Origin of the sequence: Anabaena sp. CCY 0017 (genome assembly GCF_963920885.1) — a bacterium.
Classification (GTDB): domain Bacteria; phylum Cyanobacteriota; class Cyanobacteriia; order Cyanobacteriales; family Nostocaceae; genus Nodularia.
Genome location: NZ_CAWUDG010000020.1, coordinates 65,241 through 82,939 on the forward strand (window position 1 = coordinate 65,241; position 17,699 = coordinate 82,939).

Here is a 17,699-nt window from a genome sequence, read left to right on the forward strand (position 1 = left end):
TTTCTGGAAGGCGAAAAAATCGTTTCAATCCCTGATAGGGATTATTTGTGATTTTAACCCCAGCCAGTCAAGTTGCCGTTATCATCAGCACTGTTTCAATCCCTGATAGGGATTATTTGTGATTTTAACGTAATTGGAACACATCCAAAAAGGCATCCCGCAATGTATGCAATTGTTTCAATCCCTGATAGGGATTATTTGTGATTTTAACTTCTGTTTTCTCAAACAGGGTGTTCCAGAATCTAGTTTCAATCCCTGATAGGGATTATTTGTGATTTTAACATAATCGTGCCAGGAGGCAAATATATCCGCAGATGTTTCAATCCCTGATAGGGATTATTTGTGATTTTAACTAGAGTAATTTTACTGAAGAACAATGCCCAATCTTGTTTCAATCCCTGATAGGGATTATTTGTGATTTTAACAGGAAGAACTAGTACGCAAACATGGCAAGGATAAGTTTCAATCCCTGATAGGGATTATTTGTGATTTTAACCTTACTTCTGATGATATAAGCGATTTGCTAGAAATTCGTTTCAATCCCTGATAGGGATTATTTGTGATTTTAACCCTAATGATGCTAGAGAGGCACGATTTAAAGCTTATGTTTCAATCCCTGATAGGGATTATTTGTGATTTTAACTCACCACCCAAAGCCGCGAACATATCTGGTTCTTTGTTTCAATCCCTGATAGGGATTATTTGTGATTTTAACCTTATCAGCCCAGATTGATCTAAGTGATTGTCGCGTTTCAATCCCTGATAGGGATTATTTGTGATTTTAACTCTTCAGATTGTGCGGGTTCTTCGTGGTTAGTGGCGTTTCAATCCCTGATAGGGATTATTTGTGATTTTAACACGCTGTTCTTCTGTAAATGGCATTTAAATTTTCCTAGTTTCAATCCCTGATAGGGATTATTTGTGATTTTAACAAGCTATGGCAGTGTTTAAGGATGCCGGATTTGGTTTCAATCCCTGATAGGGATTATTTGTGATTTTAACGACCAAAACTCATCATCAGCCTCAGTCAGATACATGGGTTTCAATCCCTGATAGGGATTATTTGTGATTTTAACTTTCTGTAAAAGCTCTCTAGCCTCTTCTCGGCTCATTTGTTTCAATCCCTGATAGGGATTATTTGTGATTTTAACGAGAATACTAGATGCTGTATCTCAGAATAGATTTGTTTCAATCCCTGATAGGGATTATTTGTGATTTTAACTCAAGTCCCCCGGCGGAACAAAAAACAAGTACACGTTTCAATCCCTGATAGGGATTATTTGTGATTTTAACTCGAGCTTGCCCACCCCGGCTTTGACTGGTAGGGTCTGTTTCAATCCCTGATAGGGATTATTTGTGATTTTAACTTCAAGGTAAAAAAGTTCCCATATATGCACTGCATAGGTTTCAATCCCTGATAGGGATTATTTGTGATTTTAACCAATATGGGCAATTAGTAGAAGTGAATGGTGTACTGTTTCAATCCCTGATAGGGATTATTTGTGATTTTAACGCGAGTAGCTTACCAGTGGGATGTCGCTAATACTATGTTTCAATCCCTGATAGGGATTATTTGTGATTTTAACCTCGGAGAAAAGCACTCTGTTGAGTTGCTGGTTATGTTTCAATCCCTGATAGGGATTATTTGTGATTTTAACCTGGATTAAAGCTTTCGCCCTAATAAATAAACAATGTTTCAATCCCTGATAGGGATTATTTGTGATTTTAACCGCCCGCATCTGGAAGCATTGATATATTTGGTTTTCAAGGTTCTGTTTCGTCAACCTAAAGTGAATATAGCTTTTCAGCGATCGCGTTGTCAAGAGATACATTTCAAAAATAGCTCAAAAGCTTTGATAGCAAGGGTTTCGGAGTTTGCGTCAACCTCAATTTAAGTGTGAGAGGGTTCAAAACCAGATGAGGTAAGGATTTCAGGCGTAAAATTTTCAATGTTCAAAAAAACACCTACTGGTTGACGCGGAATTAACCAAAAATCCCTACTTCCAACCATAGCAAAAACAGCATTTAGATATATTTCTGTACTTCTGACTCAAGCTACCATCGAAGACTATCCACAAGTGAAATGACAAGTCAGCGCTGGCGCGATCGCCACCACCAGTTTGACACTAAACTACAGTTAACGTAAGTCTGCGGATTTGTCAAAATCTAGTAAAGCGCGATCGCCACCACCAGTTTGAGACTAAACTACAGGGAGGTTCAATGGTGCTGCCAATCCGGAGACGGCGAATTTACCCCAGATGGAATATTACCGAAACCTTAGCTGGGTATATCTTTATGATGCCCACCATCTTGGTTTTAGGATGTTTTGTAATTCTACCCATAGTCTACGCCGTTTTTCTCTCCCTGCACAAAGTCCAACTTCTCGGCGGTATTGACTACGACTTCATCGGCTTTCGCAATTTTACCCGCTTAGTTGAAGATGAACGCGTGGGAATTGCTTTGAGAAATACAGCCGAATATGTCGCCATTGTTGTCCCAACTCAAACCATTTTAGCTTTATTGCTGGCAGTAACTCTCAATTCTGGCATTCGGGGAAAAAACTCCTGGCGGATATTATTCTTTTTACCCACAGTCACATCCTCAGCCGTACTGACGCTGATATTCATGTGGATTTATAACACCGATGGACTATTAAATCATGTTCTGGCTTTTCTGGGTTTGCCTACCTATAACTGGTTAGGTGATCCAGCCGTGGCACTCAAAGGCATTATGATTATGAATATTTGGTCAACTGCACCATTTTATATGGTGATTTACTTGGCAGCTTTGCAAGACATCCCCCAAAAACTGTACGAAGCGGCGGAACTTGATGGGGCAAATTGGTGGCAACAGTTTATCTATATTACCATTCCCCTGCTCAAACCCGTGACTTTTTTTGTCGTGGCTATCGGAATTATTGGGACATTTCAACTTTTCGATCAGTCTTACATTTTTTCTGGTGGTACAGGTGGGCCGAACAACGCCACTTTGACTATGGTACTACTAATTTACCAGGCTGTATTTCGTAATTTACAGATGGGATATGCGGCGGCGATCGCCTTTTTATTGGCAGTCATCATCATTGCTGTCACCTTGATTCAGCAGCGTATCTTTGGAGGCGAAAAAACATGACTAATATTTCCCGGTTCCCTTGGCTAAAAGTCCTGTTATATCTTGTCCTCACCCTATATGCAGTCATCACCTTAATTCCTTTCCTGTGGGCGCTGTCCGCATCCTTTAAACCCTTATCAGAAATTATCAGTGGAGAATTAAATTTTTTCCCTCAGAATTTTACCCTTGATAATTACAGACAGATATTTGTGCAGGAACCATTATTTTGGCGATGGTTTTTTAACAGTGTCTTCATCGCCGTTAGTGTCACCCTCTTAAATTTGCTATTTAATTCAATGGGCGGGTATGCTTTAGCTAGGCTGAGTTTCGTTGGTAAAGGCTTCTGGTTCTTCTTAATTTTGGCATTGCTAGCAGTCCCGACACAAATCACCCTCATTCCCACATTCTTGATTTTAAAAGCCATTGGCTGGCTAAATTCCTACCAAGGCATGATTGTTCCTGCTATGGTTAACGCCACCTTCATCTTTATGATGCGGCAGTTTTTTGTAAATTTTCCTAAAGAATTAGAAGAAGCGGGTCAATTAGATGGTTTAGATACCTTGGGAATTTTTCGGCATATTGTCTTACCTCTAGCCAAACCCGCCCTAGCAGCACAAGCGGTTTTTGTCTTCATGAGTAGTTGGAATAATTTTCTACTCCCCATCGTCATTCTCTTCGACCCAGAAATGTTTACCCTACCCTTGGGGCTGAACAGCTTCAAAGGTCAATATATCAGCTATTGGAATTATATTATGGCTGCTTCCATGATGTTTACCTTGCCAGCTTTAGGGATTTATGCCTTTTTTAACCGCTACTTTATTCAAGGGGCGACATTTACAGGAGGTAAAGGTTGAATTGTTTCATCCAAATATTACATCATATTAAGTCTATATTGACGTATTAGCCATTGATCCCCACTTCAACTATCACCATATTTTGGGCGACAAATTGCACTCTGAACATGATATTGGTATTACAGTGACTCAATCTCTATCTGTCAGTTAATCACTATTATGGGTTTTGCAAACCTACTGAGCGCAGAGATAGCAGCAGACTACAGTATTCCTGTGGAAAGATGGCTTTCTCGGTGTAACCAACAGCAAAATTGCCAAAAAACGCCAAAATACCGATTTGGTAAAGATGCAAAGGCAATTATTTCCCACATATTGTGGGAAATATCCCCAAAGGTCACTAGTACAGTACGGCGTTCGTCAAAAGTCAAAAGTCAAAAGTCAAAAGGCTTTTATTTTAGAATTTTGAGCTTTTGGAAATAGTATACCTATTTCCGCCAACCTGTACTAAGAACTCGCAGAGTGAGGCCTAAGTTAAGCTAATGGCAAAAACCAGAGATGTCATTAGCAACATGGAGATTGAGCATCGCTTTATTAGCTGTGTTGAGCGTTAAAAATTTTAAGGGGAATCATGTTTAGAAGACTAATTGGCGTTGTTGTTGCTACCATTTTGCTGACATTTCAGTTGGTTGTCGGTAGCGCGACAGCAGTAGAACTGGACGAAGCAATCAGAACAGTGCCATTAAATGACCAGGGTGATACTGTTGTACTCAGCCTTAAACAAGTAAAAGAAGGTAAACGCTTATTTCAATATGCTTGCGCCCAGTGTCATGCTGGCGGTGTTACCAAAACTAACCAAAACGTGGGACTAGAACCAGAATCTCTGGCACTGGCAACACCAAGCCGCAATAATATTGAAGGATTGGTGGACTACATGAAAAATCCTACTACCTATGACGGTGAAGTGGAAATTTCCGAGTTACACCCCAGCATTAAGAGTGCAGATATTTTCACAGAAATGAGAATTTTCACCGACGAGGACTTAGAAGCTGTGGCTGGTCATATTCTTCTCCAGCCAAAAATTGTTGGTGACAAGTGGGGTGGCGGTAAAATTTATTACTAAACTCTAGACAGATAACTCATTCCTGGGTAATGAGTGTAAATAAGTAGCTAGGAACTAGTACCATCGTCAAGTCAAAAGCTACCGTGTACACACAACTGTTGTAGGGTGTGTTGTCGCGTAGCGCAACGCACCATCCTTGATTTTCGTCGGTGCGTGAGGACTAGCGTCCATAACGCACCCTACCCAAATAAAACTTTTTGGTCTGGTGTGTATACCCTAGCGGTTTATAGGAACAAGGTTTACCGTGGGGTTTATAGTAGGGATAATTCATTAATTGTCCCTATTTCACAATTTTTATAGCCTCCTCTGAAAATTTGACATTTTACCCATAAACTCTTGGGTGTAATACAGCCTAGTAATCATCGTCCATTACACAAGAAAAACTGATGATTTAGCCCAAATCATAAAAAAAAAATTTTATCTACGACAGATTGTCATATTTTGGCGTTGATTGTATTTAAAATGGTAAAGGTGAAATAGAAACTATAGTTAGGAGAAAGCCATGAAATTGTTTGCTGCAAGCTGGCGACGTTTGACTCTATCGGTATTGACAGTTCTTTTAGTTGTTAGTAGCTTTGTCGTTTTCACACCCAGCGCTTCAGCTGAAACCTTCCAGGTAAAACTGGGTAGCGACAAAGGACTGCTGGCTTTTGAACCTTCAAAATTGACAGTTAAACCAGGTGACACAATTGAGTGGGTTAACAACAAAGTTCCTCCCCATAACGTTGTGTTTGATGCAGCCCTAAACCCTGCTAAGAGCGCTGATTTGGCAAAAAGTCTGTCTCATAAGCAATTGCTGATGAGTCCTGGTCAAACCCAAACCACAACCATTCCCGCAGACGCACCTGCTGGTGAATACACCTTCTATTGTGAGCCTCACCGTGGTGCTGGTATGGTTGGTAAATTAACTGTTGCAGGTTAGAAGTAGCTTTTTCTAGTTTTTTGCAAATTAGCACCAACTAGCAAGCCATACCCATAAAAAGGGATGCACGAATAGCGGTAATGAGTTTTATTCCCAGCGAGAACGTTGAAAGTTTTTGGTGATAGAGAAATAAACTTGTTACCGCTAATTGTTTTGTTCATAGTCAGGACTTTAGTCCTTGATTCAAATCTGACCCTCAGTGCTTAAGGTGATTCTAATTTAGAAACTCTCTTCTCTAATTCATTAACTTGCTGCTTTAATTCCACTACTAAGGTAGCCAAGCGCTCAAACTTCTGCTCTTGCGGCGATAAATCACGTTCAGCATCAGTTGACTGCGGTCGGGTAAGTGATGTTCTGGGTGATGGAGTTTTACCCATTTGATTCAACTGAGACTCTACTCGCCTTAAGCGTGACTCTACACGATTAAAATCAGCTTGTAAATTGTTAAACCGAGACTCTATTTGCTGTGATGAGACTGGCCCAGACAATAATCCCAACCAAACGATAATTACCACAAATCCAGCTAAAATTAATCTGCGAAACATTTCATCAACTCCTGCGGTGGAGGTGGGAGGTGGGAAACGACTTTCTGTTTTTGGTATTTTCCCTGTCTCCGTTTCCCCAGTTTTGCTAAAAATTGTAGGGTGGGTTAGCGACAGCGTAACCCACCATTATTCACCATTACCCTCTAGGGAATTAGCGACAGCGTAACTCACCATTCCCCTCTATGGAATTAGCGACAGCGTAACTCACCATTCCCCTTAAATTTATGGTGGGTTACGGACTAACGTCCTAACCCACCCTACATAGAGATTTTTTTATTTTAAAGTCCCTGATTTATCTGGCTGTAAGTTAGAAAATAGCTGCTGCCAATTGATATAATTAGCGTTATTTTCACCTGATTTGACTTCTAAGGTGATATTATGAGCATTGGATTGTTGGAGCGATCGCACACACAGTTCAGCTACATCATCACGGCTAATTTTGCCCCTAATATTATCACCTTGCTCAAAGATTAATTCCTTCCCACCGGGTTCCTCAGTTAAAGCACAAGGTCTAATAATTGTATAAGGAATCCCACTGGCTCTTAAGCTATCTTCACCTTTCAACTTCCAAGTTAAGATTCCTCCCAACTGGTCATTTAATCTCACTGCTGGCGGTTCTTCATCTAAATTAATCTCCGGTCTTCCCGGACGAGTTACCCCGGCTGAACTAATAAGGACAAACTGCGGAAAACTCTCCCCACCATAAGCCTTGATGGATTCCATCTGTAGAGCAAAATTACCGGCTGAAAACTTAGGATTTAAAGCCCCATCATATTCAAACTTACTCAACATCAGTTGAAATGATGCCACCTTACCAGCATAAATCGGCGGAGAATCTTGCAAAACTTTAGCACGAAATACGGGAACCAAATCTTTAAAAGGAACTCGAACAGTTATCCAAGTATTATCTACAGTGTCAAAAGAATAACTGTAACCCACGCCATCCCATTTCTGATCTGTCCGTAAAAATAGTTTATAACGTTGACCGTCACCTTTAACCCGCAGTTCTACACCTTCGTAACCGGATAAGTTAAAGGGAGGTTCAAAATTCTTCGTTCTCACCGAAGCAAAGCCACCGGAGTTAGCCGTGGAAACATTACCAGCAAACACAGCAGTATTTTCTAATAATTGCATATTACTGGCACTAACACCACCCATCACCACATCATCCACCGCACCCCAAACATTTCTTAATTCCGCCGAGGGATTAGTAAAATCAAATATCAGTTTTTCATTAGCTGGAGGGAGATATTTAGCCGCAGCTTCCACCAAGTTTTTCACACCTTGATATTCCACATTTTCAGGAGTATCACCGACAATTTCCGGCAGATAAAATTTTACACCTTGATTGTATTTAGCCCTATCTGGTGTGTCGCCTTCCACTGGTTGGACACGAACTGAGGTGCAACAAACAACAGCTTGGATATTAGCCATCACCATAGAATTTAAAGTTTCTGGTTTAGTGATATCCCCAGCTACTAAATCAACATCATCACCAAGAATTGACCGGGCTTTATCAATATCTCGCACAAGGGCGCGAACTTTCTCACCTCGTTCCACAAGTCGCCGCACAACTCGTTTCCCTACGCCACCCGTCGCACCTGCTACCAATATTACACCCACATTTCTGCCTCCATTGGGTAGATTTTGATTATCGTTGGGACGACCTTGAATTAACTGCTGTACCCAGTTAAGCAAAGGAAATACCTCGAAATAGGTTAAGGTATCGATAAACCTACCTAAGTCCCATTGAGAACGATTTTTGTCAGCCACAATCGCGTCCTCACAATTTTTTTGCTGTTACATATATGATAACGAAACCTTAGAACCTCACCCCCAACCCCTCTTCTTGCTAAGGAACCACTGTGTGCGCGTTGGTCATAAGACCCCACCTCTAGCCCCTCCCCGCAAGCGAGGCTACCGTGTACACACAAGTCTTATCAAGTTGCCTAACAGCGTTTCGATCCCCCCTAACCCCCCTTGAGAAGGGGGGAAATTTTCTTAAAGTCCCCCTTTTTAAGGGGGATTTAGGGGGATCAGATCACTTGTGTGTACACCGTAGGCAAGCGAGGAGGGGGACTGGATTTATAGGACTTACGCAAAAAACCCCTCAAACTCTCTTCACTCCGTGTACTCTGCGCCTCTGTGGTATGCGCTACGCGCACGCTACGCGAACGTTATTTCCTAAAACCTACCCAATTACAAAACCGAATATTCCATCCCCCAGCTCAATCGCGTTAGGATACTCAAGAAAAAGTTGCTAATAAAACTATTATGAGCAAAATTGAACAAGCTCAAGCTGAGTATGAAACTTTTCCCCAAGCAGTTGAGAGTGTAATCATTAGCACAGTTAATCAAGCAGGCATACCCAATACTGGTTACACTCCTTTCGTGATGGATGATGCTAAAAATATCTATATCTACGTTAGTGGTTTGGCAACCCATACTCAGAATCTTCATGTCAATCCTCGTGTGAGTGTTTTATTTATTGAGGATGAATCTAAAAGTGAGCAAATTTTTGCCCGTCGTCGGTTGAGTTTTGATTGTACAGCCACTTTGATAGAGCGAGAAACTGAGACTTGGAATCAAATTGTTGCTCAATTTAAAGAGCGTTTTGGCGAACTGATTGAAGTTTTTCGGGGTTTACCAGACTTTCGGATTTTTCGCTTAACTCCTAGCGCTGGTCGTTTTGTGATTGGTTTCGGGACAGCTTATGAGATTAGTGGTGAACAACTCGATAAACTGGTTCATATTACAGGAAAATAATTTATGCTTCAGTTTCAACCTCCCGGCTTTGGGCATAAAGTTATTCATACATCTCTAGGGACGATGGTTTACTATACCCAAACCACTGCGCCTTGGTTAAATGCTGAGACGGAAGATTTACCTCCGCTATTATTTCTCCATAACTTTGGCGGTGGGGCTTCTGCGTTTGAATGGTCTAAGGTTTACCCAGCTTTTGCAGCTACGCACCGAATTTTAGCACCAGATTTAATTGGTTGGGGAGAATCTGCTCATCCAGTGCGAGACTATCAAATTAGGGATTATCTGAATACTATTCAGGAGTTTATCACTCAAACTTGCCGCCAACCAGTAACGGTAGTAGCTTCTTCTTTAACAGCAGCTTTTACTATTCGTCTGGCTATTAACCATCCTGATTTATTTCACAGTTTGTTTTTAGTCTGTCCCTCTGGGTTTGATGACTTTGGCCAAGGGGCTGGACGCAGAATACCATTGCCAATTATTAATTCGCCGCTAGTGGATAATTTAATTTACACTCTAGGCGCTGAAAATGAATTTGCTGTGAGAAATTTTCTGCAAAACTTCCTGTTTGTTCAAGCACAACGGGTTTCTCAAGAAATCGTCGATGCTTATTTAATTTCTGCACAACAGCCCAATGCTAAGTTTTCCGCTTTGGCATTTTTGCGGGGAGACTTGTATTGTGATTTGAGTTTGTACATTCAGCAACTGAAAATTCCCACGGTGATGTTTTGGGGCGAGAAGGCACAATTTACCAGCATCAAGTTAGGGCGACGTTTAGCCAATCTGAATATAGGCGCAATTCGCGATTTTTATGCGATCGCAGATACAGGAATTTTACCCCATCTCGAAACCCCAGAAGTTATCATTGGTCTACTACAACCCTATTTCACAGCTTGTTTGTCATAAAACATAGCAATATATTACATTTTGTGAATGAAATGTTGAAAATTACATATCTTGATAACTGCTACAAAAATAGTCTAAAATTGAGCAAGATTAATTAAATTATCAGCATTGTAACGGCAATTGCTGAACTAGGTAGCGCTAAAGCGCAACTAGGAACTGGTAACACCAATCTCTTAAGATTGTTGACATTTCGTGTTTGCTGACTATAAAGCTTTATATTTAATAAAGATAATATATTGTTAACATTAGTAAAAAACCTGAAAAGATTGGGGGAAAATAAGTGCTATGAGTCGTGTAGGCGTTTTATTACTCAATCTCGGTGGCCCCGATAAGCTAGAGGATGTCGGGCCTTTTTTGTATAACCTATTTTCCGACCCAGAAATTATTCGCCTACCGTTTCGCTGGCTGCAAAAACCTCTAGCTTGGTTTATTGCTACACGGCGAACTACAACATCTCAAGCGAATTATAAGCAAATTGGCGGCGGTTCTCCACTACGGCGAATCACTGAGGAACAAGGACAAGCCCTGAAACAACATTTGGGTGATTTGGGTCAAGAAGTGGATATCTACGTAGGAATGCGTTATTGGCATCCTTACACAGAAGAGGCGATCGCACAAATTGCTGCTGATAATATTGAACACCTGGTAATTTTACCACTGTACCCACAGTTTTCCATTAGTACTAGTGGTTCTAGCTTTCGGCTGTTAGACAAACTTTGGCGAGAAAAGCCAGAACTTCAGCCCATTGACTATACTGTGATTCCTTCTTGGTACAAAGAACCAAGCTATCTGCAAGCTATGGCGGAACTCATAGCCCAAGAACTCGACCAATGTCCCAACCCTGATGAAGCTCATATATTTTTCAGCGCTCACGGCGTTCCTAAAAGCTACGTTGAAGAAGCCGGAGACCCCTATGAGCAAGAAATTGAAGAATGTACTGCATTAATTATGCAGACTCTCAACCGACCCAATCTTTACACCCTAGCTTATCAAAGTCGTGTCGGACCCGTAGAATGGCTACAGCCTTATACTGAAGATGCGCTGCAACAACTCGGCGCACAAGGTGTAAAAGATTTAGTTGTTGTACCTATCAGTTTTGTCTCCGAACACATCGAGACTTTACAAGAAATTGATATTGAATATCGAGAAATAGCCGAAGAGTCAGGAATTCATAACTTCCGTCGCGCTGCTGCTCCCAATACTCATCCAGTATTTATTAAAGCATTGGCAGACCTAGTAATTGATGCCCTAAATAAACCCAGTTTCAAGCTTTCCCAAGCTGCTCAAATGAAAAAAAGGGTGAAAATGTACCCCCAAGAGAACTGGGAATGGGGGATGACGACTAGCGCTGAAGTTTGGAACGGTCGCATTGCGATGCTGGGCTTTATTGCTTTAGTGATTGAGATAGTTACTGGTCATGGTTTTCTGCACATGATTGGTCTTTTGCAGTAAATTCACAATTCAATAGTAATTATCAAATTGGTGGGGACGCGAGACTTTGCGCCCCTATTTTATTAATAAAATCATCCTTTGAGATGATATGGCATATTTCATCTGAATTAGGTACACAAGGGCGGGCAGGATGCCCTCACTACAAGATTTATATTAAATATCCCATTAGTAAGACGTAATCTATTTTTAACCTTTGTAACGTGAAATTCAAGAGGTTTTCAGATTACTTATTACCCAAATCCATTTATGATGAAAAAATTGATTTGCTTATCAACTTTAAGTTTAGCGATCGCCACAATGGGTCTTCCTGCTATAGCTCAGGGTCAACAAATCCAGTATGATAAAAGCGCCCCTCGCATTAGCAGCACAACTGGTTTACCTAATCGGCATTACATCAGACTGTATACTGGGGAACAGCCTTTATCTAGCATTACAATTCGTCCCTCAGACTTTATGGAGCTTGGTGAAAACATTCGAGTCACCGATGAAGCAGGTGAAACCATTGAAGCAGAGGTTTCTCAAGAAGAGGACAGAGTTAAAATCAGTTTTGCTCAACCAGTCGCTTCTGGAACTACCCTAGAAATTGCCATGATGGATGTAGAATTTGCGCCTCCAATGCCGGCTGGTCAAGTTTTTCACTATCAAGTCTATGGTAATCATGTAGGCTTGATGCGAGAAATTCCCTATGGTTTAGCACGAGTTCAGGTATTTTGATTTTATATCATGTCCGTTTAATTTAGTTACGATTACCACAATCATGTCACCCCACCCCCAACCCCTCCCCGCAGGCGAGGAGGGGAGATAAAGCCAAGGTTTGGCTGGTTTTCGCGTTTCGTAAGTATTCAACTGGACTTGATATTAGTCCAAAGGGGAGATGAGGAAGAAAAATTTTGGTACAAGCCCAACGTCTTCTCCCCTGCTCCCTGCTCCCCTACCCTTCGGGATGCTACGCAAACGACTGCGCTCAGGGCAAGCCTGCTCCCCTGCCTCTTCTCCCTGCCTAAATACCTAGTCGTTGGTAAACTTGATCTAAATGACGCAGATGTTGCTGTGGGTCAAAACAGGCTTCAATTTCTGCTGGGGACAGATTTTGAGTTACACGCGGGTTTTGAGTAATTAACGCGTGGAAGTCTCCTTCTGGCTTGTTCCAAGCAGTATGAGCGCTTTCTTGGACAATGGCATAAGCTTCTTCTCGGTTCATTCCCTTGTCTATTAAAGCCAGGAGAACTTTTTGGCTAAACACTACACCGCCATAACAGTTCAGGTTCCGCGCCATGTTTTCGGGGTACACCAGCAAGTTTTTCACCAATCCGGTAATTTCTACCAGCATAAAATGAGTTAAAATGCAAGCATCTGGCAAAATTACCCGTTCTACAGAACTGTGGGAAATATCCCGTTCATGCCACAAAGCCACGTTTTCCAGGGCTGCACCGGCATGACTTCTCACCAACCTAGCCATTCCCGTTAATCGTTCCGAACGGATGGGGTTGCGCTTGTGGGGCATGGCTGAAGAGCCTTTTTGACCTTTGGCGAAAAATTCCTCTACTTCTAAAACGTCTGTTCTTTGGAGATTCCGAATTTCTACAGCAAAGCGTTCAATGGATGCGGCGACTAAGGCTAATTGTTGCACGTAGTCGGCATGGCGATCGCGCGAAATAACTTGAGTCGAGGCCGTATCAGGTTTGAGTCCCAATTTTTCACAAGCGATCGCTTCCACTCGTGGTTCAATATTGGCATAGGTTCCCACAGCACCGGAAATTTTCCCCACAGCGATGGTTTCCCGGAGAACTTTCAGCCTTTCTTGATGGCGCAATACCTCAGCTAACCATCCAGCTAACTTAAATCCAAAAGTCATCGGTTCAGCGTGAATACCGTGTGAACGGCCAGTCATCACTGTATAACGATGTTCTCGCGCTTTGAGGCGAATTACCTGAATCAACTCTTCCAGGTGTTGGGATATGAGATCCAGACTAGCAACTAATTGTAGTCCTAAAGCCGTATCTAGTACATCCGAGCTAGTTAAACCCAGATGAATATAACGCCCAGCATCACCCACATATTCATTGACATTGGTTAAAAAGGCAATGACATCATGACGGACTTCAGCTTCAATTTCTAAGACTCGCTTCGGGTCAAAATTCGCCTTAGCTTTAATTTCTTCAACTGCCTGAGAAGGAATATAACCCAGTTCAGCTTGGGCTTCACAAACTGCAATTTCCACCTGAAGCCAGGTTTTTAATTTGTAAGTCTCAGTCCACAGGTTGCCCATTTCGGGCAGAGTATAACGCTCAATCAACGTTCGCGGCAGAATACAACTGTCATATTCTACAGTTTAATTAACCCATCCATAACTATCAGTTAGGCATAAATTCAATAGCGGCGATTTCTGCGGCGGCGTTTTAAGCGCTTGGGATGCCTAAAATAGCGGAGAACACGATTAATTAAGCGAGAGGATTGCTTTTTTTTCTGAGTATTTTGCGGATGATTATTTATTACCCTTCCCTCGACAGCAGTTTTAGCAGTGCGTGGGATAGCGTTTTTAGTTGGGGTGATGTCAGTACCGTATCGCCTCGCATAAACTTGGGTAAATTCCGCACCAAAAAACAGAATCTGAGCAGCATAGTAAACCCAAGCGATGATTACCACCAGTGAACCAGCAGCGCCATAAGCTGAACCCAAAGTGCTTCTACCGATATACTGTCCTAATAAAAACTTACCAATGGAAAATAAGAGCGAGGTCAGCAATGCACCAATTAAAACATCACTCCAAGTAATTCTGACATCTGGTAAAACTTTAAAAATTAGTGCAAAAATAACTGTAGTAATGGCGAAAGAAAGCAGAAAATTGAGCATCTGCCAGATGGAATCAATCTCTGGTAAGGCGTTGCTAAAGTAAGTTGTCAGTGCTGATAATCCGGCACTAATGACTAGGGAAACGAGAAGTAAAAAGCCAATGCCTAAAATCATGGCGAATGATAAGAAGCGTTGGCGAATGATGGTCATGATGCCACGTCCAGGTTTAGCTTTGACATCCCAAATGGTGTTAAGGGAATCTTGTAACTCCGCAAATACACCAGTAGCACCTACGAGCAAAACTACAATACTCAGAATAGAGGCGATCGCACCGGCTTGGGGTCTGCTAGCATTTTTAATGGCTATTTCCAGGAATTTTGCGCCATCTCTGCCCACCAAATCCCCAATTTGACGAACAATTTCACCCCTGGCGGCTTCTTCTCCAAATACTGCTCCCGCGATCGCAATTACAATAATTAGTAATGGTGCAATAGAAAATATCGTGTAATAAGCTAATGCTGCGGCTAACCGTGAGGCTTTATCTTCACTCCATTGTTTAAAAGTTTCTGGAAATAGCGTCCAAATCGCCTGTAACTTCATGAAATCAGTTCTCCTTATACTAGGAAGTTGCTACCCTCCTGCTATATTTGATACTGGTTTATCAGTTGGCTACATCTTCCTAAAGGTGTTTGTGTAATATTCTTGAGGCGGAATTTATATCCCAATACGGTTTAGGTAATAAAATTGTAGGTTGGGTAGAACGAAGTGAAACCCAACATTTGCGGGAATTCAAGTTGCAATCAGTTCCAACTGTTTGAAATTCATGGTAATATAGTATACTTTAGTCATGGCTCTCTGGTGCAATATCTACTGTATTTACAGGTTATACACTGAGCTTTTTTTCTGCACCCTATCCAATTTTTCAACCATCCTTTCAGGAGTAAGTTGTGGCACAAAAAGATTCCTATTCCGAATCATTAAAAAAAGATTTTATTACCTTATTTGAAATTCTAGAACTTAACGATAGACAAAAGCATTATCTAAAATCTCGATGGCTAGACCAGATTTTGTGGATGGAAGGACGAGCTAATCATGCCCGTCAACGCTATTATCAACTGCGATTAGCAACAATTATTGGGGGTGTGATTGTTCCCATTTTAATAAGTTTAAATATTAATAATAAAGCCGTGGATTCATATCTTAAGGGCTTTACCATCGCCTTATCAGGAATGGTAGCTATCAGTTCCTCTATTGAAGAATTTTTTCATTATGGAGAACGTTGGCGGCACTATCGGCGGACAACGGAAATTCTGAAAGTACAAGGTTGGGAATTGTTTGAATTAAGTGGTTCCTATGCAGGTTATAAAACCCATGAGGAAGCTTTTAGCAATTTTGCAGGAAATGTGGAAACCATAATTCAGAGTGATGTGGAAGTCTATGTCACTAATGTCACTCAGGAAAGTAAAAAGCCAGAACAGGATAAAACCTCGAAAGTACCGCAGTAGTCAGGATGTAGACTCACATCTTGCAGCTGTCGTTATAACCCGCCGGGGGTTCAAACCCCTGTCTGATAGAGAAAGTCGTCTAAAGACGACTGGGGAAAGATTTCAGTCCATTTGAATGGACTTTAGCTATTAGCTCGGAAATTGATTTTCGAGCGGGTTTTGTAGCTGATTTTAAATGGTGCAAGATATGAGTAGAGATGTTAAATGCAATTTCTCTAAGGTATTTATTTGGCGCACTTTACACAGAATTGGTATGAGTTTCATCATTGATTAATGTCTTAATCACCCTGTTAACTGCTGTCTCAATAACTTGGCTAACTCTGACATTGGCTCTGATAGGTCAAATAATAACAGATTACTTTGCCCCACAACCTCTGCTACCTGTTCCCGCACTTCAGACCCTGGATGGTTTCTGGCAAAAGCAATTTCATCTGCAAGCCTACCGCTACCAGCAACTACAACTATTGTCCGACCAACTTTTAAATTTTCCGTCACATCTACTAAAGCAATCTCGCCACCATTGATTAGTAGAGTTACTGATGGTGCTTCGTTAGCGAGTAAACTTGCTACTCTGGCCTGCCAAGGCGATTCATCACCCCATTTAGAACCAGGAACTAAGACAAAATGAGTATGGTGAGGTTCTAAGGCTTCTGTATTAGATGATGTGAGGACTGCATGAGGTAATGTAATTGTCCCCACTGGGGCGACACCAATTAAAGAAAATGTAGCATTGATTTCGCTCCGAGCCTGACCCATCATCTTCATTACGCCAGCATCAGTACCGCCGTCAACCACATCTGCATTCAACTCTTCCACTAGGGGGGCTATGACTTCTACAAACAACAGGCGGAGACGGGCTAGGTCAGCTTCACTCACCTTACTTGCACCACCTACTAACACTAGCAGAGGCCGCGAACCTTGAAAGCCGAGATCATGGAGAGCTGCGGACAAATTTACAAAGTCATCAACTTGAACAGCATCTGCTGTTTGTCCGTTTGGGAAGGAAAAATTGAAAGGCTTTTTCATAGATTGAATTATAAAAACCACTACTTTACTTTACCTCTTTACTTTTGAGTATCAATGCCGCCGCATAAATGTCTATCGCTTGGGCTGACAGTGGGATTATTTTGTAGATAGTTTCGTATCCAATCGCAATTACGACCCATTAAAGAGTCTAAGTTTAGATTCCAGAAATCTCGATTCCACAGTTTGATTGTGTTGTCATCACTACCAGAAGCCAAAGTCTTGCCGTCGGCGCTAAAACTGACGCTAGTGACCCATTTAGTATGCCCGGAGAGGGTGCGAATTTCTTTGCCTGTCTCTAGATTCCACAGTTTAATAGTGTTGTCGGCACTACCAGAAGCCAAAGTCCTGCTGTCGGGGCTAAAACTGACGCTATTGACCTCGTTAGTATGCCCGGAGAGGGTGCGAATTTCCTTGCCTGTGTCTAGATTCCACAGTTTAATAGTGTTGTCGGCACTACCAGAAACTAAAGTCTTGCTGTCGGGGCTAAAACTGACGCTGATGACAGAGTTCGTATGCCCGGAGAGGGTGCGAATTTTCTTGCCTGTGTCTAGATTCCACAGTTTAATAGTGTTGTCGGCACTACCAGAAACTAAAGTCTTGCCGTCGGGGCTAAAACTGACGCTGAAGACAGTGTTAGTATGCCCGTAGAAGGTGCGAATTTCTTTACCTGTGTCTACTAGATTCCACCATTTAATAGTGTTGTCCTCACTACCAGAAGCCAAAGTCTTGCCGTCGGGGCTAAAACTGACGCTATTGACCTCG

Annotated in this window: 16 protein-coding genes and 1 CRISPR repeat array (1 of these 17 only partly in view); of the genes, 9 read left to right on the forward strand and 7 right to left on the reverse strand. The window is 41.8% G+C overall.

All coding sequences use genetic code 11. The features are described from left to right. Positions 1-1,730: direct repeats of the CRISPR family, unit length 37 nt; unit sequence GTTTCAATCCCTGATAGGGATTATTTGTGATTTTAAC; it begins 4,567 nt to the left of the window's first position. Positions 1,731-2,220: 490 nt separating this feature from the next. Further along, positions 2,221-3,132 (forward strand): carbohydrate ABC transporter permease, encoded by a 912-nt coding sequence (locus ACM0OW_RS19920; protein ID WP_414551880.1) that lies wholly within the window; start codon positions 2,221-2,223, stop codon positions 3,130-3,132. Beyond that, entirely contained in the window at positions 3,129-3,965 is an 837-nt protein-coding gene (locus ACM0OW_RS19925) for a carbohydrate ABC transporter permease (RefSeq protein WP_414551881.1), read from the forward strand. Before ACM0OW_RS19920 ends, ACM0OW_RS19925 begins: the two co-directional genes overlap by 4 nt. A gap of 200 nt (positions 3,966-4,165) precedes the next feature. Here ACM0OW_RS19925 and ACM0OW_RS19930 read toward each other — a convergent pair whose 3' ends face one another. Continuing rightward, positions 4,166-4,333, reverse strand: a complete 168-nt coding sequence (locus ACM0OW_RS19930; protein WP_414551882.1) for a hypothetical protein — start codon at positions 4,331-4,333, stop codon at positions 4,166-4,168. Between the two features lie 200 nt (positions 4,334-4,533). On the opposite strand from ACM0OW_RS19930, the gene psbV reads away from it, so the two are divergent. Continuing rightward, on the forward strand, positions 4,534-5,025 hold the full coding sequence (psbV, locus tag ACM0OW_RS19935) for a photosystem II cytochrome c-550 (protein ID WP_414551883.1): 492 nt from the start codon (positions 4,534-4,536) through the stop codon (positions 5,023-5,025). A 502-nt stretch (positions 5,026-5,527) separates the two neighbouring features. Further along, positions 5,528-5,947 carry a plastocyanin gene (gene petE / locus ACM0OW_RS19940; protein WP_414551884.1) on the forward strand — a complete coding sequence of 140 codons (420 nt, stop codon included), beginning with the start codon at positions 5,528-5,530 and terminating at the stop codon, positions 5,945-5,947. Between the two features lie 203 nt (positions 5,948-6,150). On the opposite strand, the gene ACM0OW_RS19945 is transcribed toward petE, so the two are convergent. Together ACM0OW_RS19945 and ACM0OW_RS19950 are read right to left on the reverse strand one after the other, a co-directional pair. Further along, positions 6,151-6,492, reverse strand: coding sequence for a hypothetical protein (locus ACM0OW_RS19945; RefSeq protein ID WP_414551885.1), 342 nt, complete (start codon positions 6,490-6,492; stop codon positions 6,151-6,153). Between the two features lie 273 nt (positions 6,493-6,765). Beyond that, positions 6,766-8,265, reverse strand: coding sequence for a CIA30 family protein (locus ACM0OW_RS19950; RefSeq protein ID WP_414551886.1), 1,500 nt, complete (start codon positions 8,263-8,265; stop codon positions 6,766-6,768). A 501-nt stretch (positions 8,266-8,766) separates the two neighbouring features. Here ACM0OW_RS19950 and ACM0OW_RS19955 point away from each other — a divergent pair. From ACM0OW_RS19955 to ACM0OW_RS19970, 4 genes are all read left to right on the forward strand, one after another. Next, positions 8,767-9,258: a HugZ family protein gene (locus tag ACM0OW_RS19955; protein WP_414551887.1), complete on the forward strand. Its 492-nt coding sequence runs from the start codon at positions 8,767-8,769 to the stop codon at positions 9,256-9,258. 3 nt (positions 9,259-9,261) lie between these two features. Further along, positions 9,262-10,161 carry an alpha/beta fold hydrolase gene (locus tag ACM0OW_RS19960; RefSeq protein WP_414551888.1) on the forward strand — a complete coding sequence of 300 codons (900 nt, stop codon included), beginning with the start codon at positions 9,262-9,264 and terminating at the stop codon, positions 10,159-10,161. Positions 10,162-10,446: 285 nt separating this feature from the next. Further along, positions 10,447-11,613, forward strand: coding sequence for a ferrochelatase (gene hemH, locus ACM0OW_RS19965; protein ID WP_414551889.1), 1,167 nt, complete (start codon positions 10,447-10,449; stop codon positions 11,611-11,613). Positions 11,614-11,859: 246 nt separating this feature from the next. After that, positions 11,860-12,327: a DUF2808 domain-containing protein gene (locus tag ACM0OW_RS19970; protein WP_414551890.1), complete on the forward strand. Its 468-nt coding sequence runs from the start codon at positions 11,860-11,862 to the stop codon at positions 12,325-12,327. A 286-nt stretch (positions 12,328-12,613) separates the two neighbouring features. Here ACM0OW_RS19970 and purB read toward each other — a convergent pair whose 3' ends face one another. Continuing rightward, positions 12,614-13,909 carry an adenylosuccinate lyase gene (gene purB / locus ACM0OW_RS19975; RefSeq protein WP_006196290.1) on the reverse strand — a complete coding sequence of 432 codons (1,296 nt, stop codon included), beginning with the start codon at positions 13,907-13,909 and terminating at the stop codon, positions 12,614-12,616. Between the two features lie 74 nt (positions 13,910-13,983). Next, the gene (locus ACM0OW_RS19980; protein WP_414551891.1) at positions 13,984-15,006 is read right to left on the reverse strand and encodes a YihY/virulence factor BrkB family protein; all 1,023 of its coding nucleotides are present in this window, start codon (positions 15,004-15,006) and stop codon (positions 13,984-13,986) included. Between the two features lie 347 nt (positions 15,007-15,353). Here ACM0OW_RS19980 and ACM0OW_RS19985 point away from each other — a divergent pair, with 347 nt between their 5' ends. Continuing rightward, complete coding sequence (locus tag ACM0OW_RS19985) at positions 15,354-15,911, forward strand: DUF4231 domain-containing protein (RefSeq protein ID WP_414551892.1); 558 nt, start codon at positions 15,354-15,356, stop codon at positions 15,909-15,911. 282 nt (positions 15,912-16,193) lie between these two features. Here ACM0OW_RS19985 and ACM0OW_RS19990 read toward each other — a convergent pair whose 3' ends face one another. Both ACM0OW_RS19990 and ACM0OW_RS19995 read right to left on the reverse strand, forming a co-directional pair. Further along, the gene (locus tag ACM0OW_RS19990; protein WP_414551893.1) at positions 16,194-16,937 is read right to left on the reverse strand and encodes a hypothetical protein; all 744 of its coding nucleotides are present in this window, start codon (positions 16,935-16,937) and stop codon (positions 16,194-16,196) included. Between the two features lie 38 nt (positions 16,938-16,975). Next, positions 16,976-17,699, reverse strand: a 724-nt coding sequence (locus ACM0OW_RS19995) for a WD40 repeat domain-containing protein (protein WP_414551894.1), incomplete at its 5' end; no start/stop codon positions are given.